This is a genomic window from Kosakonia sp., from assembly GCF_032104925.1.
In the GTDB taxonomy this organism is placed as follows: Bacteria; Pseudomonadota; Gammaproteobacteria; order Enterobacterales; family Enterobacteriaceae; genus Kosakonia.
Genome location: NZ_DAMCGF010000016.1, coordinates 1 through 19,158 on the forward strand (window position 1 = coordinate 1; position 19,158 = coordinate 19,158).

Sequence of the window (19,158 nt, forward strand, 5' to 3'; positions counted from 1 at the left end):
GCCGTTGTGCCGTGTCAGTGGAGGCGCATTATAGGGAGTTAATTCCCGCTGACAAGCATAAATTTAAAAAAAGTTTTCGTTCGCTTAATTTTCAGTCGCAACGGCCGCTAATCGGTCGATTTGCACTTTAATTGAGCGATTTCGCGGGCAAAACTCGCCACATGCTGCCAGTTGGTATAGACAACTTCCTTAGTGGGATCCGTTTCGCCACCGGTCATCTTCATAATCAGTTGAATCATCAAGCGGTCATACCAACGATAATGTGGATAACGCAACGCACCGGCAAATACCGCGCACTGATCTGGCTGCCACGGTGAAGAGAGCAAAAATTTACGGGTATAGTTATTGGTTTGCGGAGAGCTTTTCTCAGGCTTACGTGCAACAAGGTTAACGGAGTAGAACGCGCTCGGTAGCGCATTCAGCTGCTGCAGGTGCTTTTTCACGAAGCTCGCCAGCGCCGGGTGGAAATGGCCGTAACGGATAGATGCACCAATCACCACGCGCTCGTAGTTATCCCATTCAATATCTGGCGTACGGTTCAGGTTCACCACATCAGCATAGACACCAAGCTCTTTCAGCTCGGACGCCAGATAAGAGGCGATTTCCCGCGTTTGCCCATCCCGGGTCGAAAATAGAATCAATGTTTTCACGTCACACTCCCTTATTCGCGCCAGAAAGTTGGGGTAAACAGTACCAACAATGTGAAGACTTCAAGGCGACCAAACAGCATATTCGCGATGAGGATCCACTTCGCCACCGGGTTCATGCTCGCGAAGTTATCAGCAACTACGCCCAGCCCTGGCCCCAGGTTATTCAGCGTGGCGACAACGGAAGCAAAAGCAGAAAAGTCATCCACGCCTGTGGCGATAATCGCCAGCATGCTGACAATAAACACCAGCGCATAAGCAGAGAAGAACCCCCACACTGCTTCAAGAATACGTTCCGGCAAAGCGCGATTCCCCAGCTTAATGCTGTAAACCGCATTCGGGTGCACCAGACGTTTCAGCTCGCGGTTACCCTGTTTGAACAGCAGCAATATACGGATCACTTTCAAACCACCACCGGTAGAACCCGCACAGCCACCAATAAACGCCGAACACAGTAGCAACACCGGCAAGAACAGCGGCCAACGCGCAATACTGTCAGTGGTAAACCCGGCAGTGGTCGCCATCGACACCACCTGAAAGAAAGCCTGGTTCACCGTCGTTACCGCAGAGCTGTAAACATCGTGGAACCACAGCACCACGGTGCAGATCACTACCAGCGTCAGTTGCACGCCGATAAACATTCTGAATTCAGGATCGCGCCAGTAAACTTTCAGGCTGCGCCCGCTCAGCAAAGAGAAGTGCAGGCCGTAATTACAGCCGGAGATCAATAAGAAGATAGCAATGATGGTGTTAATGGTGGGGCTATTGAAATAACCCACGCTGGCATCATGTGTCGAGAAGCCGCCAATGGCGATGGTCGCGAAGCTATGGCCGATGGCGTCAAAAGCGGGCATCCCGGCAAACCACAGCGCCAGCGCGCACGCTACAGTCAGCAACACATAAATAAGCCACAGCGTTTTTGCCGTTTCGGCAATACGCGGGCGCATTTTGTTATCTTTCAGTGGCCCTGGCATCTCCGCGCGGTAAAGCTGCATCCCCCCCACGCCCAGAATCGGCAGTATCGCGACCGCCAGGACAATGATCCCCATACCACCAAACCATTGCAGCATCTGGCGGTAGAAGAGGATGGCATGCGGCAACGAATCCAGCCCCACCAGCGTGGTGGCTCCGGTTGTCGTCAGACCAGAGAAGGATTCAAAAAAGGCGTCGGTCACCGTCAGGTTCGGGCTTTCCGAGAAAATAAACGGTAGCGCACCCACACTCCCCAGCACGGTCCAGAACAGCACGACGATCAAAAAGCCTTCGCGGGATTTCAGTTCCTTTTTCTCCCGACGGTTTGGCCACCACAGGATGGAGCCAATGACCAACGCAGCGAAAAAGGTCTGGGTAAATGCACGACCCGCACCATCGCGGTAAATAAGGGCTACCAGTCCGGGTAAGATCATCGTTCCGGAAAAGAGGATAACCAGCAGTCCAACGATTCGGGTTATGGCGCGAAATTGCATCTCTGCCGCTTCCTTAGGTGTTCAGAAAATCAGGTGGGGGATTATTCTTCAGTTTTTAACAATTGCAATGCGCCACGACTAAAATCCGCAAGCCTTGCTGAAAATGCGTCCAGTCTGCTGTGAGGAAGCGCCACTCGCAGATGCACGGAGGCCTGATACTCGCTTGCGACAATTTTCCCCTCAAATTGCCCAAGCAGCGTTTCAACTCCGGCGAGCTGTGCGTAATCGCACCACAAAGTATATTCGGTTAATGGCATTTTGCGGACGGTGGTTAACAGGCTTAGCGCCTGCTGCACCCCGCCGCCATAAGCTTTCACCAGCCCACCGGTTCCCAGCAGCACGCCGCCATAATATCGCACAACTACGGCGGTAATTTCGCCGACACCGCTGCCCATTAACTGCGAGAGTATCGGTTTACCCGCCGTGCCTGCCGGTTCGCCATCGTCAGAAAAGCCTAACTGCTGCGAATCATCCGGCGCGCCAGCGACCCACGCTACACAGTGATGACGCGCGTCCGGATGTTCCGCCCGAACCGCGTCAACAAACGCTTTTGCTGCGTCAACACCGTCCGTATGCGCCAGCAGCGTAATAAAGCGGCTCTTTTTGATCTCCTCGCTAAAGGTGACCGGTGCCGCCGGGATCAGCCAGCTCTCCATTACGCCAGCTTCTGGTCCCGCGTCATGTTTTCAATACCGTTTTCGTGGATAACCACGTTATCTTCAATACGAATGCCGCCAAACGGTTTCAGCGCATCAATCTTCTGCCAGTTAAAGTGCTTGCTGAGCGGGCCCTCACGCCACGGCGCTAACAGCGACTCAATAAAGTAAATACCCGGCTCGATGGTCAGCACCATGCGCGGTTCCATCACACGCGTGCAGCGCAGATACGGATATTTCGATGGCGCAGCCAGATGCGTACCGCTGTCGTCTTGCATAAAACCAGCGACATCATGCACTTGCAAGCCAAGCGGGTGACCAATACCGTGCGGCATAAACGGCCCGGTAATGTCCTCCTCAACCATGGCTTCTTCACTGATATCGGTGATGATTTGGTGGCGACGCAGCAACTTCGCGATGCGCTGATGGAACTGCACATGGTACTCCACGTAATTGACACCCGCTTTCATGGTGGCAATCAGCGCCAGTTGTTCATCATTGACGTCTTTCACCAGTTGCGCGTAATCGGTGTCGCTGTTCGCCGCCCAGGTACGGGTCAGGTCAGCGGCATAGCCGTTGTACTCCGCGCCAGCATCCAGCAAGAAACTGCGCATTTCCGCCGGTGCGCGATGGTCGAGCCTGGTGTAATGCAGCACAGCGGCGTGTTCGTTCAGCGCCACAATGTTGCCATAAGGCACGTCAGTATCGCGATGGCCGGTGGCGGTCAGATAGGCGAGGTTGATGTCGAACTCGCTCATGCCGGACTGGAACGCCTCATGCGCGGCGCGATGACCAATCACCGCCGTCTTCTGCGCTTCACGCATGCACGCCAGTTCATAATCGGTTTTATACGCGCGGTAATAGTGCAGATAATCAATCACCCCTTTCGGGTTGATATTGCTTGCCGCGATATCAAGACTCAACGCGCGTTCCGCAACAGGCCCAATATAAGCGATGTTGCCACGTGCGGCTGGCAGTTGGTTGCCAATACCGTCCGCTTTTGGCAACGCAATAACGTCAATCTCTTCGGTCCAGAAACTGGTAGGCAGCGGCTCTACGTTGTGCCAGTAGTCCACCGGCAAGTAGAACCACAGCTTCGGTTTATTCACGCCATCAACCAGCAGCCAGCAGTTCGGCACCTGCGTTACCGGCACCCAGGCTTTAAATTGCGGGTTCACTTTAAACGGATAAGGGTGGTCATCAAGAAAGACGTTAAACAACTCGCCGGAGTGAATAAGTAATGCGTCGAGTTTAAACCGCGCCAGCACATCACGGGTACGTTCCTGCAAAGTAACAATATGATTTTTATAAAGTTCAGCCAGTGAGTCCATCGTTTTTCCTTCTGTTTCTTGTGACCTCAAGTTTTCGCATCTTAGCACACCTGCCCGCAACTGAGTGATTTCCGCCGAGCGTGATCGGCGCTGCATTTTTTTAATGAGTTGTTTGCATTTTATTAACATAAAAACCACACTCCGCTTCATCTGGTACGACCAGATCACCGCTGGATTCAGGAGACTGACATGCTCTACAAAGGCAATAACCTGTACCTCGACTGGCTGGAAGACGGCATCGCCGAACTGGTGTTCGATGCGCCTGGCTCAGTTAACAAGCTTGATACCGCTACCGTCGCCAGCCTTGGCGAAGCGTTGGGCGTGCTGGAAAAGCAATCAGATTTAAAAGGGCTGCTGCTGCGCTCGGAAAAAGCGGCCTTTATTGTCGGTGCCGATATCACCGAATTCCTCTCCCTGTTCCTGGTTCCGGAAGAACAGTTGAGCCAATGGCTGTACTTCGCCAACAGCGTCTTTAATCGTCTGGAAGATCTGCCCGTTCCGACGATCTCCGCCGTAAATGGCTATGCCCTCGGTGGCGGCTGCGAATGTGTGCTGGCAACAGACTACCGCTTAGCCACGCCGGATCTGCGCATTGGCCTGCCGGAAACCAAACTCGGCATTATGCCGGGCTTTGGCGGATCGGTGCGCATGCCACGTTTGCTGGGTGCCGATAGCGCACTGGAGATCATCGCCGCCGGGAAAGATGTCGGCGCGGAACAAGCGCTGAAAATCGGCCTGGTCGATGGCATCGTCAAACCGGAGAAATTGCGCGATGGCGCGGTGGCGATCCTGCGTCAGGCGATTAATGGCGATCTCGACTGGAAAGCCAAACGCCAGCCGAAACTGGAGCCGTTGAAGCTGAGTAAAATCGAAGCCGCCATGAGCTTTACCATCGCCAAAGGCATGGTGATGCAAACCGCCGGAAAACATTACCCGGCGCCGATCACTGCGGTTAAAACCATTGAAGCCGCCGCCAGATTTGGCCGCGAAGAAGCGCTGAAGCTGGAAAACCAGAGTTTTGTTCCGCTCGCACATACCAACGAAGCCCGCGCGCTGGTCGGCATTTTCCTCAATGACCAGTATGTAAAAGGCAAAGCGAAGAAACTCACCAAAGATACTGAAACGCCAAAACATGCTGCTGTGCTGGGTGCTGGCATTATGGGCGGCGGTATCGCTTACCAGTCGGCCTGGAAAGGCGTGCCGGTATTAATGAAAGATATTAATGAGAAATCCCTCGCGCTTGGCATTAATGAAGCTGGTAAGTTGCTGAATAAGCAGCTTGAACGCGGCAAGATCGATGGCCTGAAGCTGGCGAACGTGATTGCCACTATTCAGCCAACGCTGGAATACGCTGGTTTTGAGCGTGTCGATGTGGTGGTTGAAGCGGTGGTAGAAAACCCGAAAGTGAAAAAAGCGGTGCTGGCGGAAACAGAAGACAAGGTTCGACCGGATACCGTTTTGGCCTCCAACACCTCCACCATTCCCATCAGCGAACTGGCAAGTGTGCTGAAGCGGCCGGAAAATTTCTGCGGCATGCACTTCTTCAACCCGGTGCACCGTATGCCGCTGGTTGAGGTCATTCGCGGCGAGAAAACCTCTGACGACACCATCGCGAAAGTGGTGGCCTGGGCGAGCAAAATGGGCAAAACGCCGATTGTGGTCAACGACTGCCCAGGTTTCTTTGTGAACCGCGTGCTGTTCCCCTACTTTGCCGGTTTCAGCCAGTTGCTGCGCGACGGCGCGGATTTCCGCAAAGTCGACAATGTGATGGAAAAACAGTTCGGCTGGCCGATGGGCCCGGCTTATCTGCTGGATGTCGTCGGCATTGACACCGCACATCACGCACAGGCAGTGATGGCGGCTGGATTCCCGCAGCGGATGCAGAAAGATTATCGCGATGCGATTGACGCGCTATTCGACGCTAACCGCTTTGGACAGAAAAATGGCCTCGGTTTCTGGCGCTATAAAGAAGACAGCAAAGGCAAACCGAAGAAAGAAGAAGACAGCGCCGTGGACGGTATGCTGGCGGAAATCAGCAAAGGCAAACAGGATTTCAGCGAGGACGACATTATCGCGCGCATGATGATCCCGATGGTCAACGAAGTGGTGCGTTGCCTTGAAGAAGGCATTATCGCCAGCCCCGCAGAAGCAGATATGGCGCTGGTTTACGGCCTGGGCTTCCCTCCGTTCCACGGCGGTGCGTTCCGCTGGCTGGATACGCTCGGCAGCGCGAAATACCTCGATATGGCGCAGCATTATCAGCACCTTGGCCCGCTGTATGAAGTGCCGGCCGGGCTGCGTGAAAAAGCGCGCCACAATGAACCTTACTATCCTGCGGTTGAACCTGCGCGCCCGGTGGGCGATTTGAAAACGGCTTAAGGAGTCACAATGGAACACGTTGTCATTGTCGATGCGATTCGCACCCCGATGGGCCGTTCAAAAGGCGGCGCATTTCGCAATGTGCGGGCGGAAGATCTTTCCGCTCACCTGATGCGTAGCCTGCTGGCGCGTAACCCGGCGCTGGACGCCACCGCCATCGACGACATTTACTGGGGTTGTGTGCAGCAGACGCTGGAACAGGGCTTCAACATTGCCCGTAACGCCGCGCTGCTGGCTGAGATCCCACATTCTGTACCCGCCGTAACGGTTAACCGTCTTTGCGGCTCCTCAATGCAGGCCTTACACGATGCCGCGCGCATGATCATGACCGGCGATGCGCAGGTTTGTATGGTCGGCGGCGTGGAACATATGGGCCATGTACCGATGAGTCACGGCGTTGATTTTCATCCGGGCATGAGCCGTAACGTCGCGAAAGCGGCGGGAATGATGGGGCTTACCGCGGAAATGTTATCGCGCATGCACGGCATCAGCCGTGAAATGCAGGATGCCTTTGCCGCTCGCTCCCATGCCCGCGCCTGGGCCGCGACGCAATCCGGTGCGTTTAAAAATGAGTTAATCCCTACCGGCGGTCACGATGCGGACGGTGTACTGAAACAGTTTACCTATGACGAAGTGATCCGCCCGGAAACCACAGTCGAAGCACTGTCAACGCTGCGCCCGGCCTTTGATCCGGTAAGCGGCACAGTTACCGCTGGCACCTCTTCCGCGCTGTCAGACGGTGCATCAGCCATGCTGGTGATGAGCGAGAGCCGCGCCCGTGAGCTAGGTCTTAAGCCGCGCGCGCGCATTCGTTCGATGGCGGTGGTTGGCTGCGATCCGTCGATCATGGGCTATGGCCCGGTTCCGGCTTCTCAACTGGCGCTGAAAAAAGCCGGATTGACCGCCAGCGATATCGACCTGTTTGAGATGAATGAAGCGTTTGCCGCGCAGATCCTGCCGTGTATTAAAGATCTGGGCCTTATGGAGCAGATCGATGAGAAGATCAACCTCAACGGCGGCGCGATTGCGCTTGGTCACCCGCTGGGCTGCTCAGGAACACGTATCAGCACCACGCTGCTGAACCTGATGGAACGTAAAGACGCACAATTTGGTCTGGCGACCATGTGCATCGGGTTAGGTCAGGGGATCGCTACGGTGTTTGAACGCGTTTAGCGCTTCAGGCAGGAAAAGTGCTATCTCAATACCATGAACGCCAGAGCAAGGCAGCAACAGAGCGGATCCCCAGCACGCAGCCGGGGTGAGCAAAAGCAGCCAGCAGTGCGGATGGCGATTAGGGCAAAGAGAAAAGATCTGTCAAGCCATTGGTGCCAGAGCAAAGCGGCAACTGAGTGAATACCCGGCAGCATAGTGGTATGTAACCGGGGTGAGCGAAAGTAGCCAACACGCGATGGCGTCAAGGGTAAAAGAAGGTTTAGTTGCCGTTCTTCCCGCCTGTCAGGGGCGGGTTTTTTATTTCTGTTATCCGGCAGGCAACCACCGCATAGAGTAAAGAGAAAAGGCGATATCAAAGCCGCTGGCGGCAGATCAGGGCAGGACTAAATCATTCCCCGGCAGCATAGTGAACTATGTGGCCGGGGAAAGCGAAGGCAGCCAGCGCGGCCAGAGTGACAAAGGTGAAGACAGGCTTAGATAAACGCAAACGCATCGCCAAACAGGCGATCTTCACGCGCACCGCGCTCATTACAGAACAGATCGCGGGCAATTTTCGCCATCTCGAAACGGCCTGCAATATAGATATCGTGCTCGGCCAGCGAACCGAAATCCTGCAATACCGCAGCCAGCACGGTGCCAGAGCGGCCGCGCCAGCCCGCTTCCGGCTGCTCAACGACGGGCACAACACGTAGATTCGGATGATCTACCGACAACGCTTCCAGCTCGCTTAAATCGTAGAGATGTTTCTCTTCGCGACCACCCCAGTAAATGGTGATGTCACGATTCGGGTTTTGCGCCAGAGAGGTCAGCAAAATAGAGCGGACATACGAGAAGCCGGTACCACCGGCAATCAGCACCATCGGACGCTCTTCATCGTCACGCAGCCAGGCATCGCCGTGCGGAATATCGATAACGATTTCCCGATCTTTCAGAATGCGATCCATCACCGCCATCGCGTAGAGATTCAGCTCAGACGCGCCAATATGCAGTTCGATAAAATCATGCTGATCCGGCGTCGAGGCCATCGAGAACGGGCGCTTGTCTCGCTCATCCATCACCACCATCAGATACTGGCCCGCGCGGAACGAAAAAGTCGCCTCCGGCACTAAACGGACACGATATACGGTATCAGTGATGGCCTCTACCGAGGTCACTTTACAGCTTAAGGTTGTCATGCGCTCTCTCTGTCGGGTCTATTTTCGTCGTTCAGTATGGCCAGTTCATCCCAGATGGCGTCGATTCTTGCCGTAACTTCCGGGTCTTTCTTGATGGGGCGGCCCCATTCACGCTGGGTCTCGCCCGGCCATTTATTGGTGGCATCCAGTCCCATTTTGGAGCCCAGTCCGGAAACCGGCGAGGCAAAATCCAGATAATCAATCGGCGTGTTTTCCACCAGAACCGTATCCCTCGCAGGATCCATTCGGGTGGTAATCGCCCAAATAACGTCATTCCAGTCGCGGGCGTTCACATCGTCATCGCACACGATCACAAATTTGGTGTACATAAACTGACGCAGGAAAGACCAGACGCCCATCATCACGCGCTTGGCGTGACCGGGGTACTGTTTCTTCATGGTGACTACCGCCAGGCGATAGGAGCACCCTTCCGGCGGCAGGTAAAAATCAACGATTTCCGGGAACTGCTTTTGCAGGATCGGCACGAACACTTCGTTTAGTGCCACGCCCAGCACTGCCGGCTCATCTGGCGGACGGCCAGTATAAGTGGAGTGGTAAATCGCATCTTCGCGCTGCGTAATATGGGTAACCGTAAACACCGGGAAATTATCAACTTCGTTGTAATAACCGGTGTGATCGCCATACGGCCCTTCCGGCGCCATCTCACCCGGCTCAATATAGCCTTCCAGCACGATTTCTGCACTGGCGGGAACTTCAAGATCGCTGGATACGCACTTCACCACTTCGGTTTTTGTGCCGCGCAGAAGCCCGGCGAAAGCATATTCAGAAAGCGTATCCGGCACCGGCGTTACTGCACCAAGGATGGTTGCCGGATCGGCGCCCAGCGCCACAGCAACCGGGAAACGTTCGCCAGGATGCGCTGCCTGCCACTCCTGGAAATCGAGCGCACCGCCGCGATGGGAAAGCCAGCGCATGATTAATTTGTTTTTACCGATCAGTTGTTGGCGATAAATACCCAGGTTCTGCCGCTCTTTGTGCGGGCCACGCGTCACGGTCAGCCCCCAGGTGATCAGCGGCGCGGCGTCTTCGGGCCAGCACTGCATAATCGGGATGTTGCGCAGATCCACGTCATCACCCTGCACTACTTTTTGCTGGCAAGGAGCACCGCGCAGACGCTTTGTCGGCATGTTCAGCACTTGCTTAAACTGCGGCAGTTTATCAAAGAGATCGCGAAAACCTTTTGGCGGCTCCGGTTCTTTGAGAAACGCCAGCAGTTTGCCCACGTCCCGCAACGCGCTGACATCCTCTTGCCCCATGCCCAGCGCTACGCGGCGCGGCGTGCCAAATAAGTTGCACAGCACTGGCATGGTGTAGCCTTTGGGATTTTCAAATAACAACGCCGGGCCACCCGCACGCAGCGTGCGGTCGGCTATTTCCGTCATTTCCAGATAAGGGTCAACCGGAAGAGTGATGCGTTTCAGCTCGCCCTGCTGCTCAAGCAGGGTCAGGAAGTCGCGTAGGTCGTTGTATTTCATGCGGTCTATTATCGCCTCCAGGTAAGGGCATATTATACGGTGTTCGCCCGGCGGTTGCTGTATTTTTGTTAAATCTGCGTGAATTACAACGACATCTTTTGGCGCAGGTTATAATCAACTTAGCCATCATGCTGCGGTTTTGATATTCTTGCGCCCGAACTTACGGAAAAGAGTCATTATGCGATCCTGGTATCTACTTTACTGCAAACGTGGCCAGCTCCAGCGCGCCCAGGAACACTTAGAACGCCAGGCGGTCAGCTGTCTGACGCCTATGATTGCACTGGAAAAAATGGTGCGCGGCAAACGCACAACAGTGAACGAACCTCTTTTCCCGAACTATTTGTTTGTGGAGTTTGATCCTGAGGTGATTCATACCACCACGATCAACGCCACGCGCGGCGTCAGCCATTTCGTCCGCTTTGGTATGCATCCGGCAACCGTTCCGCAATCCGTTATTCAGCAACTTTCACTCTATCAGCCAGAAGGGATTACCGACCCTGACACGCCTTATCCAGGCGATGATGTGGTGATCACCGAGGGCGCACTCGAAGGTTTACAGGCAATCTTTAAAGAGCCGGACGGCGAGGCGCGCTCCATGCTCTTACTCCACCTGCTTAACAAGCAGGTACTGCAAAGCGTCAAGAACACCGATTTTCGCAAGGCGTGAGCGTCGCGTTAAAAATCCACGCCGAATAATCGCCGCACGTTCTGATCCGTTACTGAACCCAGCCACTGAGCCTCTTCCCCACGAAGCCCGGCAACTGTGGCAAGAATATGCCCCAGCAGTGCCGGTTCATTACGCCGCGACGCAGGCTTTGGTTTGAGATCGCGCGGCAACAAGTAGGGCGCATCGGTTTCAATCAATAGCTGCCCGGCGGGGATCAGCGGAACCACTTCACGTAATTCCAACCCGCGACGTTCATCGCACACCCAGCCGGTAATGCCTAAGTAAATACCGCGATCGAGACACTCTCGTGCTTCCTGCGCCGAACCGGTGAAACAGTGCAGCACCGCACCGGGCAACTTATCCAGCCACGGATCCAGCAGCGCCAGGAACCGTTCATGCGCATCGCGGCAGTGCAGAAACACCGGCATGTTTAGCTCAGCGGCCAGCGACAGCTGCGCACCGAAAGCGTACTCCTGCTCCTTCGGCGTCGAAAAATTACGGTTGAAATCCAGCCCACACTCACCCACGGCAACGACTTCCGCTGTAGCTGCCAGCGTGCGGATCGTCTCTGCGGTTTCATCGGTCCAGCCACTACTGTCATGCGGATGCACACCGGCAGTGGACCAGCAATGACGATAGCGTTGAGCAAGTTGCTGTGCCTGCTGGCTTTCATGCAGGTTAGTTCCGGTAATGAGCATACCCGCCACACCCGCCGCTTGCGCCCGTGCCACGATCTCATCCCGGTCTTTTGCAAACTGGCTGCTGGTTAAATTCACACCGATATCAAACATGTTTTTTCCCATACAACAACCGCCCTGACGGGCGGCTGGTAATTACTCTTCGCTGGTTTCTGTTTCGTTCTCTTCATCCGGAATGCGGCGCTTGCCGACGTAGAAGCGAGCAAAAAAGACGCCGACTTCGAACAGGCAATACATCGGTATTGCCAGTAAGGTCTGCGAGAAGACATCCGGTGGCGTTAGCAACATACCAATAACGAACGCGCCAACCAAAACGTACGGACGTTTTTGCCGCAAGTCCGCAGGCGTGGTCACGCCCATCCAGCACAGCAGCACGATAGCAACCGGCACTTCAAACGAGACGCCGAAAGCCATAAACAGCGCCATCACGAAGCTAAGATAACTGGCAATATCGGTAGAAACCTGCACGCCTTCCGGCGCGGTGTGTGTCAGGAAACCGAAGGCCAGCGGGAACACTACGAAATAGGCGAATGCCATGCCGATGTAAAACAGCAGCGAACTGGAAACCAGCAGCGGCACCACCAGACGACGTTCATGCTTGTATAACGCCGGAGCGACAAACGCCCAGACCTGATACAAAATGACCGGCGCGGAAAGGATCAGCGACACCATAAAGGTCAGTTTGATCGGCGTAAAAAACGGCGAGGCCACGTCGGTGGCGATCATCGTCGCGCCCAATGGCATCTGCTTGATGAGCGGTGCGGAAACCAGTTGATAGATATCATTCGCGAAGTAAACCAGCGCGAGGAAAATCACGATAACGGCGATAATGCAGTTCAGCAGACGCTTACGCAGCTCAATAAGATGTGCGATCAGCGGTTGGGTATCGTCTACAGCCATGTTCAGGATTTATCACTTGAAGAAGGTGTGGAGTCGGAAACCGGCGAGGCCGTTTGCACCGTGGTAGTCACCTGCGGCGCTTTTTTCGTTTCTGCAGCATCGGGGACTTGCTGTGGCGAACTGGCCTGATTTTCAGCGGCGGCAGGCGTAACGCCTTCATGCTGCGCTTCGTTATCTTTCACCACCGGGTTATGGATGGTATGAGCTTCATCACTGGCTTTTTCGGCATCGTTAGCGCTATAGGAGCGCTTCATTGATTCCGCCGCCTGGCGCAGCTCATCCATCGACTGCTTTAACTCTGGCGTCAGGTTTTCCAGACTCGCTTTTTCCACCTTTTTCAGGCTGTCCTGGAACTCCTGCAGCTTCAGTTCCTGCGTCAGTTCATTCTGCACCGTCGTTGCCAGCGAGCGCAGCGCGCGGACCCAGCCCGCTACAGTGCGCACAGCCACGGGTAGCCGTTGCGGCCCTAATACCACGAGGCCAATGATGAAAACGAGTAACAGTTCGCCAAAACCTATATCAAACACGAATTACACCTGCTCTTTGTCGTGACGTTTTTCGTCTTTTTTAGCGTCGTCGGATGTCTTGCTGTCGGAAAGAGACGTTGCCGTAAAATCCGCATCTTGTGCCGATTTATCCTGCTTTTCCTCTTTATCGTCATCACCCATAGCTTTTTTGAAGCCTTTGATGGATGCGCCAAGGTCTGAACCTATAGAACCGAGCTTTTTGGTGCCAAACAGCAGCACCACGATGACCGCAATAATCAACAACTGCCAAATGCTGATACCACCCATACATAGTCCTCTGTAACAGATGATGTTAAAAACAGGCCCCAGTATACACTTTATCCATTAAGCTGCCTCTTTGTTGACAGCTTCTGTGCACCAGGCCCACCCGGGCGGCGTTTCGCTTAACGTGTTTTATACCAACCCACAAACCAGGCCAGAACGCCACCTACCATTAGCCATGCAGGCGTTAAACCCCACTCTGGTCGATTAATCAGTAACAGCGTACCGCTCAGTAAGAGCGTCGCGCCAATACCAAACAGATAGCGTGATTGCCCCTGGCGCACATGGTTTGCCTGTAATTCACTGGCAATCTTATCCACGCTTTGCTGCAAATGCTTGCCTTGCTGCAACCCGTTGTAGATCAGTTCAGGAATTTCCGGCATTTTCTCGATCCAGAATGGGCCTTTCTCTTTCAACGCTCTGACCAGCGCCGGAATACCCACCTGATCTTTGATCCACGTTTCAAGGAAAGGTTTCGCGGTTTTCCATAAATCCAGTTGCGGATAGAGCTGACGGCCGACACCTTCGATATAGAGCAATGTTTTCTGCAACAGGACCAGTTGCGGCTGCACTTCCATATTAAAGCGACGTGCCGTATTGAAGAGGTTGAGCAGCACATGCCCAAAGGAGATTTCCGCCAGCGGCTTTTCAAAGATCGGCTCACACACGGTGCGAATGGCAAACTCGAACTCTTCTACATTGGTATCCGGCGGAACCCAGCCTGAATCCACATGCAGCTCCGCCACTTTGCGATAGTCGCGGTTAAAGAAGGCAATAAAGTTTTCCGCCAGGTAGCGCTTATCTTCTTTGTTCAGCGAACCGACAATACCGCAGTCAATACCGATATATTGCGGATCTTCCGGGTGATCGTAGCTGACGAAAATATTGCCAGGGTGCATGTCGGCATGGAAAAAGCTGTCGCGGAAAACCTGGGTGAAAAAGACCTGCACACCGCGTTCGGCCAGCAATTTTAAATTGGTGCCGTTTTTCTCCAGCGCCGCCACATCGGAAACCGGAATGCCGTAAATACGCTCCATTACCAGCATATTTTGGCTGCAATAATCCGAGTAGATTTCCGGCACGTACAGCATTGGGCTGTTTTCAAAGTTGCGGCGCAACTGGATCGCGTTAGCGGCTTCACGCAGCAGATCCAGCTCATCAATCAGCGTCTTCTCATACTCGCGCACCACTTCACGCGGGCGCAGGCGACGACCGTCCGGTAACAGGCGTGGAACCCAGCCCGCCAGGCGGTAAATCAGTTTCAAATCCGCTTTGATCACCGGCAGAATGTCCGGGCGGATGACCTTAATCACCACCTCTTTTCCACTCTCTTTCAACCGCGCTGTATGCACCTGCGCAATGGACGCAGAGGCCAGCGGTTCGATGGCGAAGTCATCAAACCAGGTTTCCACCGGCAGATCACCCATCGCTTTTTCAATCTGCTTTTTAGCGAGATGACCATCGAAAGGCGCAACGCGGTCCTGCAACATTGCCAGTTGATCGGCAATCAGCGGCGGGAATAGATCACGGCGAGTAGACAACATTTGCCCGAACTTAATCCACACCGGCCCCAGTTCCTGCAAGGCAAGACGCAGGCGTTCCCCAAGCAATTTTTCTTTGTGCCGGTTTGGCATCCAGAACAGCGTCCGCCGCCATAACCGCAGCGGCAGAGTGATACGCATTTTGGGAATGAGCTCATCAAGCCCGTAACTTAAAAAGGTTTGGATGATGAAATAGAGGCGCCGTAATTCTCCAGGCGTCATTTGCCCTCCAGTTTATCCAGGCGTTTGGCTAAGGCATCCGCAGCCCTTTCCACAGCAGCCGTTTCTTCAGCAAACCAGGCAACTTCCAGTGCGCCCGGCGCAAGGCGCCACTCTTCCGTCAGCACTTCAGCGACATAGCGTTGCTGGCGTTGAAAACCGTGTTGCAGAAAGCGTGCCCCGCCGCGAAGGAATTTACTGATCCCCTCAGCGGCGATATCGCCTGTCCATGGTGCGAGGATCTCGGCAGGATCGAATTCCGCCAAATCCATCAGCGAAACCAGGTTTTGCACCACCTGGATATCGCCCTGCACTTCCAGCTCGCCGCTGCGAATAAGCGCAGTCAGCTGCTGGCGGTCACGCAGCTTCGGCAGTACCCGCAGTTGCGTAATCACGGAACAGTCGGCCTCACCTTCCCACTCGCCTAATACATCAATCTGGCGCTCACTGAACACCAGCACAAAGGGGGAAGAGAACTCTTGCAGCACTACGCGCAACACCTTGCCATGCAAACGCTGGCGCGCGGGTTTCAGCGCGCCTTCACGGTATAAAAACGTATTCAATACACGTTCAATTCCGGCGGCAACCATCGGCTTAAAAGGCATACGCACTCCTGTCAGAATTTGTAGCCACGGTGCAGAGCAACGATACCGGCCGTCATGTTGTAGTAATCGACGTTTTCGAAACCGGCGTCCTGCATCATCGCTTTCAGGGTGTCCTGATCGGGGTGCATACGGATGGATTCAGCAAGATAGCGATAGCTTTCCGCGTCGTTTGCTACCAGTTGACCAATACGCGGCAGGACGTGGAAAGAGTAAGCGTCATAGGCTTTGCTCAGCGGTTCAATAATTGGCTTGGAAAATTCGAGCACCAGCAGGCGACCGCCCGGTTTCAAAACGCGGAACATGGAGCGCAGCGCTTTCTCTTTTTCCGTCACGTTACGCAGACCAAACGAGATGGTGATGCAGTCGAAAGTATTGTCCGGGAACGGCAAGGCTTCAGCATTTGCCTGCACATACTCTACGTTACCAATCACGCCGAGGTTGCGCAGTTTTTCGCGCCCCATTTTCAGCATCGAGTCGTTGATATCTGCCAGCACAACCTGGCCGGTTTCACCCACCAGGCGGGAGAACTTCGCCGTCAGATCGCCCGTACCACCGGCCAGATCGAGAACTTTCTGACCGCGACGCACGCCGCTGCAATCAATGGTAAAGCGCTTCCATAAACGGTGAATGCCCATCGACATCAGATCGTTCATGACGTCATATTTTGACGCGACCGAATGGAAGACATGCGCCACCATGTCGGCTTTGTTTTCTTTGGCGACGGTCTGAAAACCAAAGTGTGTTGTCTCTTTTGAATCTTCCGCCATCTTAGTGCCTGCTATTCAAGAAATTGTTTGTGAAGTGTATCAGATTGGAGGCGATTGCCCTACGATTCAACCACCCGAAGAAGCCTTCGATTCGGGCTCCTCGTCCGCGGCCATGCTCTCTAATGCATTGTCTTCAAAGCAATCGAGGGAATCGTTTTGCCCGGAACGCAAACGAAACTCTTCGTCCTGATCCTGTGCTTGCGCCGCCAATTCCGGATTAATCTCGCGTTTGATTTCGACACCGAGCCCGCGAAACGCCTCGGCCTGGGCCAGCAGATTGCCGCGCCCGGAACTCAGTTTTTTCATTGCCTGACGATAATTGTCCTGCGCTTTATCCAGACTCTGGCCAATGGATGACATATCGTCAACGAACAGGCGCATTTTGTCATACAGGCGGCTCGCCCGCTCCGCGATCTGCTGCGCATTGCGGCTTTGGTGTTCATAACGCCACAGGTTGGCGATGGTGCGTAGCGCCACCAGCAGTGTCGTCGGGCTGACCAGCATAATATTATTTTTCAGCGCTTCGGTGATCAGTTCGGGTTGCCTGTCGAGCGCAATCAAAAAGGCCGGCTCCACCGGGATAAACATCAACACATAATCCAGGCTGCGCAACCCCGGCAGTTGCTGGTAATCCTTACGACCAAGCAAGCGAATATGGTTGCGTACCGAGGCGATATGTTCCTGTAACGCGCCTTCGCGCGTAAAGTCGTCGTCGGCATTGAAGTAACGTTCATAGGCGACCAGCGTCATTTTGGCGTCGATCACCACGTCTTTGCCCTGCGGCAGACGCACGATCACATCCGGCTGCATTCGCGCGCGATGGTCATTTTCAATACTGACCTGAGTTTCGTATTCATAACCTTCACGCAGACCAGAGGCTTCCAGCACGCGTGTCAGCACCACTTCCCCCCAGTTACCCTGGGTTTTGTTATCGCCTTTCAGCGCGCGCGTCAGGTTAATCGCTTCCTGCGCCATCTGGGCATTGAGCTGTTGCAGGTTGCGAATTTCATGCGCCAGCGTATGCCGTTCACGCGCTTCCTGACCAAAACTCTCCTGCACCTGGCGACGAAAGCCATCAAGCTGCTCGCGCAGCGGCGTTAGCAGACCGTTCAGACTTTGTCGGTTTTGTTCATCGACGCGGCGATTGCTCTGCTCAAAGATGCGGTTAGCGAGATTTTCGAACTGCTCGCTCAAGCGCTGCTCGCTGCTGTGCATCTGGCGCAGCTTCTCTTCGGCATGTAACTGGGTAGCTTCCAGTCGGGTCGTCACTTCGCGCAAATCAGCTTCCAGCGAGCTATTGATATGTTGCAGGCTGCGCAGCTCGTTATTGAGCAGCTCGCACTCTTCGCGCCAGTGTTCGTTTTGGGTTATCTGCTGCCGGGCGGCGCTCAGTTCGCTAAAGACATCTCGCTGCTCCGCGAGCAGATCCGCCTGCTGCTGCGCCCCGCGCCAGCTTGCTGCCAACCAGCCGACCAGTAAACCCGCCAGCGCAACGGCTGCCATGACGATGATTGAAGTGTCCACCACGTCCCCTTAGTGATAACGCATATAGCGGAGGATTGTGCTGTATAAACGTCCAGTTTGGAAGGGGTTTTCCTGCGAAGCAGTACGCAAAAAGAAAAGGCCGAACGCGTCGGCCTTATCAAACGGGAAGGTGAATTACAGAAGACGACGCGCCGCTTCCACCACGATTTTCACCGCGTGGCTTTCGGTCTGCTTCATGGTTTCCGCATTCGGGATCTCTTGCTGGGTGCGGTTTACAATCACACCGGCAACCATACCGGCACGCAGCCCCTGGCTTGCGCACATGGTCAGCAGCGTGGCGGATTCCATTTCATAGTTCATCACGCCCATGGATTGCCACTCTTCCATGGAACCTTTAAAGCGGCTCACCACGCGGCCAGAGAAGGTGTCGTAACGCTCCTGGCCTGGGTAGAAGGTGTCAGAAGAGGCAGTCACGCCGATATGTTTCGTTGCGCCAATCGCATCCGCTGCGGCAACCAGCGCGGTAGTGCACTCAAAATCCGCCACCGCCGGGTACTCCATCGGCGCAAAGTGCAGGCTCGCGCCATCAAGGCGCACGGACGCGGTGGTGATCAGCACGTCGCCAACATTGATGTGCGGCTGAATCGCACCGGTGGTGCCCACACGCAGGAAAGTGCGGATGCCAAGCTGCGCCAGTTCTTCTACGGCGATAGAGGTTGACGGGCCGCCGATGCCGGTGGAACAAACGATAACCGGTTTGCCATCCAGCTCTGCGCGCCAGCTGGTGAATTCGCGGTGGGATGCCAGTTTGACCGGCTTATCCATCAGCGCGGCGATCTTTTCCACACGCTCCGGATCGCCAGGGACGATGGCCAGCGTAGCCCCTTGTAAATCGTTTTTGGTGAGGCCGAGATGAAAAACATCAGACTTGGACATAACAGACTCCTCTGTGGTCGGTTTTATCAGTAGAGGCAAAAAGATACTTTACAGAAGGCACGGGCATAATTTCGTGACTGACATCACCATGAATGAAACTGATTGCAGTTCATTTCCAGAAATTAGTGACTTACATCACATTAACACGACACATCCCACAACTCAGCAGCAAAGATAGTCTACGGCACGGTGATTTGCGCGCGCGGCAGGCCTTCCCGTCTATAGTTAT

General features: G+C 54.5%; 18 protein-coding genes. 3 read left to right on the plus strand and 15 right to left on the minus strand.

Features of this window, described 5'->3' with window-relative positions; translation table 11 throughout:
- Positions 1-107 precede the first annotated feature (107 nt).
- From hemG to pepQ, 4 genes are read right to left on the minus strand one after another with little or no spacing between them, the layout of a single operon-like run.
- The gene (gene hemG / locus RT644_RS21735; protein ID WP_020456051.1) at positions 108-650 is read right to left on the minus strand and encodes a menaquinone-dependent protoporphyrinogen IX dehydrogenase; all 543 of its coding nucleotides are present in this window, start codon (positions 648-650) and stop codon (positions 108-110) included.
- Between the two features lie 11 nt (positions 651-661).
- Positions 662-2,113 (minus strand): Trk system potassium transporter TrkH, encoded by a 1,452-nt coding sequence (trkH, locus tag RT644_RS21740; protein ID WP_020456050.1) that lies wholly within the window; start codon positions 2,111-2,113, stop codon positions 662-664.
- A gap of 41 nt (positions 2,114-2,154) precedes the next feature.
- Positions 2,155-2,769 carry an IMPACT family protein gene (locus RT644_RS21745; RefSeq protein WP_271064694.1) on the minus strand — a complete coding sequence of 205 codons (615 nt, stop codon included), beginning with the start codon at positions 2,767-2,769 and terminating at the stop codon, positions 2,155-2,157.
- Complete coding sequence (gene pepQ, locus RT644_RS21750) at positions 2,769-4,100, minus strand: Xaa-Pro dipeptidase (protein ID WP_313628070.1); 1,332 nt, start codon at positions 4,098-4,100, stop codon at positions 2,769-2,771. The genes RT644_RS21745 and pepQ overlap by 1 nt, the downstream gene beginning before the upstream one ends.
- Positions 4,101-4,289: 189 nt before the next feature.
- On the opposite strand from pepQ, the gene fadB reads away from it, so the two are divergent.
- On the plus strand, positions 4,290-6,479 hold the full coding sequence (gene fadB, locus RT644_RS21755) for a fatty acid oxidation complex subunit alpha FadB (protein ID WP_313628071.1): 2,190 nt from the start codon (positions 4,290-4,292) through the stop codon (positions 6,477-6,479).
- A 9-nt stretch (positions 6,480-6,488) separates the two neighbouring features.
- Complete coding sequence (gene fadA / locus RT644_RS21760) at positions 6,489-7,652, plus strand: acetyl-CoA C-acyltransferase FadA (protein WP_020456046.1); 1,164 nt, start codon at positions 6,489-6,491, stop codon at positions 7,650-7,652.
- A gap of 473 nt (positions 7,653-8,125) precedes the next feature.
- On the opposite strand, the gene fre is transcribed toward fadA, so the two are convergent.
- A complete protein-coding gene (fre, locus tag RT644_RS21765; protein ID WP_313628073.1) occupies positions 8,126-8,827 on the minus strand; it encodes an NAD(P)H-flavin reductase in 702 nt (233 codons plus the stop codon).
- Positions 8,824-10,332 carry a 4-hydroxy-3-polyprenylbenzoate decarboxylase gene (gene ubiD / locus RT644_RS21770; protein ID WP_170956385.1) on the minus strand — a complete coding sequence of 503 codons (1,509 nt, stop codon included), beginning with the start codon at positions 10,330-10,332 and terminating at the stop codon, positions 8,824-8,826. The genes fre and ubiD overlap by 4 nt, the downstream gene beginning before the upstream one ends.
- 169 nt (positions 10,333-10,501) lie before the next feature.
- Between ubiD and rfaH the strand changes: the two genes are divergently transcribed.
- Positions 10,502-10,990: a transcription/translation regulatory transformer protein RfaH gene (gene rfaH / locus RT644_RS21775; protein WP_017459761.1), complete on the plus strand. Its 489-nt coding sequence runs from the start codon at positions 10,502-10,504 to the stop codon at positions 10,988-10,990.
- An 8-nt stretch (positions 10,991-10,998) separates the two neighbouring features.
- Here rfaH and tatD read toward each other — a convergent pair whose 3' ends face one another.
- From tatD to udp, 9 genes are all read right to left on the minus strand, one after another.
- Positions 10,999-11,781: a 3'-5' ssDNA/RNA exonuclease TatD gene (gene tatD, locus RT644_RS21780; protein WP_313628075.1), complete on the minus strand. Its 783-nt coding sequence runs from the start codon at positions 11,779-11,781 to the stop codon at positions 10,999-11,001.
- A 42-nt stretch (positions 11,782-11,823) separates the two neighbouring features.
- Positions 11,824-12,588, minus strand: a complete 765-nt coding sequence (gene tatC, locus RT644_RS21785) for a Sec-independent protein translocase subunit TatC (protein ID WP_020456043.1) — start codon at positions 12,586-12,588, stop codon at positions 11,824-11,826.
- A 2-nt stretch (positions 12,589-12,590) separates the two neighbouring features.
- Complete coding sequence (gene tatB, locus RT644_RS21790; RefSeq protein ID WP_045512964.1) at positions 12,591-13,115, minus strand: Sec-independent protein translocase protein TatB; 525 nt, start codon at positions 13,113-13,115, stop codon at positions 12,591-12,593.
- A gap of 3 nt (positions 13,116-13,118) precedes the next feature.
- The gene (gene tatA, locus RT644_RS21795) at positions 13,119-13,382 is read right to left on the minus strand and encodes a Sec-independent protein translocase subunit TatA (RefSeq protein WP_020456041.1); all 264 of its coding nucleotides are present in this window, start codon (positions 13,380-13,382) and stop codon (positions 13,119-13,121) included.
- Positions 13,383-13,498: 116 nt separating this feature from the next.
- Entirely contained in the window at positions 13,499-15,139 is a 1,641-nt protein-coding gene (gene ubiB, locus RT644_RS21800) for a ubiquinone biosynthesis regulatory protein kinase UbiB (protein WP_020456040.1), read from the minus strand.
- Positions 15,136-15,741 (minus strand): SCP2 domain-containing protein, encoded by a 606-nt coding sequence (locus RT644_RS21805; RefSeq protein ID WP_020456039.1) that lies wholly within the window; start codon positions 15,739-15,741, stop codon positions 15,136-15,138. The genes ubiB and RT644_RS21805 overlap by 4 nt, the downstream gene beginning before the upstream one ends.
- Positions 15,742-15,752: 11 nt before the next feature.
- The gene (gene ubiE / locus RT644_RS21810) at positions 15,753-16,508 is read right to left on the minus strand and encodes a bifunctional demethylmenaquinone methyltransferase/2-methoxy-6-polyprenyl-1,4-benzoquinol methylase UbiE (protein WP_020456038.1); all 756 of its coding nucleotides are present in this window, start codon (positions 16,506-16,508) and stop codon (positions 15,753-15,755) included.
- A gap of 66 nt (positions 16,509-16,574) precedes the next feature.
- Positions 16,575-18,032, minus strand: a complete 1,458-nt coding sequence (rmuC, locus tag RT644_RS21815; protein ID WP_044489543.1) for a DNA recombination protein RmuC — start codon at positions 18,030-18,032, stop codon at positions 16,575-16,577.
- Between the two features lie 135 nt (positions 18,033-18,167).
- Entirely contained in the window at positions 18,168-18,929 is a 762-nt protein-coding gene (udp, locus tag RT644_RS21820) for a uridine phosphorylase (RefSeq protein WP_020456036.1), read from the minus strand.
- Between the last annotated feature and the right edge of the window lie 229 nt (positions 18,930-19,158).

Bases quoted from the DNA above. Each gene is read 5' to 3' on its own strand.
- ubiE (WP_020456038.1), bottom strand. From the start codon at position 16,508: ATGGCGGAAGATTCAAAAGAGACAACACACTTTGGTTTTCAGACCGTC.
- trkH (WP_020456050.1), bottom strand. From the start codon at position 2,113: ATGCAATTTCGCGCCATAACCCGAATCGTTGGACTGCTGGTTATCCTC.
- RT644_RS21805 (WP_020456039.1), bottom strand. From the start codon at position 15,741: ATGCCTTTTAAGCCGATGGTTGCCGCCGGAATTGAACGTGTATTGAAT.
- ubiB (WP_020456040.1), bottom strand. From the start codon at position 15,139: ATGACGCCTGGAGAATTACGGCGCCTCTATTTCATCATCCAAACCTTT.
- rfaH (WP_017459761.1), top strand. From the start codon at position 10,502: ATGCGATCCTGGTATCTACTTTACTGCAAACGTGGCCAGCTCCAGCGC.
- tatC (WP_020456043.1), bottom strand. From the start codon at position 12,588: ATGGCTGTAGACGATACCCAACCGCTGATCGCACATCTTATTGAGCTG.
- fadA (WP_020456046.1), top strand. From the start codon at position 6,489: ATGGAACACGTTGTCATTGTCGATGCGATTCGCACCCCGATGGGCCGT.
- tatD (WP_313628075.1), bottom strand. From the start codon at position 11,781: ATGTTTGATATCGGTGTGAATTTAACCAGCAGCCAGTTTGCAAAAGAC.
- tatA (WP_020456041.1), bottom strand. From the start codon at position 13,382: ATGGGTGGTATCAGCATTTGGCAGTTGTTGATTATTGCGGTCATCGTG.
- fre (WP_313628073.1), bottom strand. From the start codon at position 8,827: ATGACAACCTTAAGCTGTAAAGTGACCTCGGTAGAGGCCATCACTGAT.
- fadB (WP_313628071.1), top strand. From the start codon at position 4,290: ATGCTCTACAAAGGCAATAACCTGTACCTCGACTGGCTGGAAGACGGC.
- udp (WP_020456036.1), bottom strand. From the start codon at position 18,929: ATGTCCAAGTCTGATGTTTTTCATCTCGGCCTCACCAAAAACGATTTA.
- pepQ (WP_313628070.1), bottom strand. From the start codon at position 4,100: ATGGACTCACTGGCTGAACTTTATAAAAATCATATTGTTACTTTGCAG.
- RT644_RS21745 (WP_271064694.1), bottom strand. From the start codon at position 2,769: ATGGAGAGCTGGCTGATCCCGGCGGCACCGGTCACCTTTAGCGAGGAG.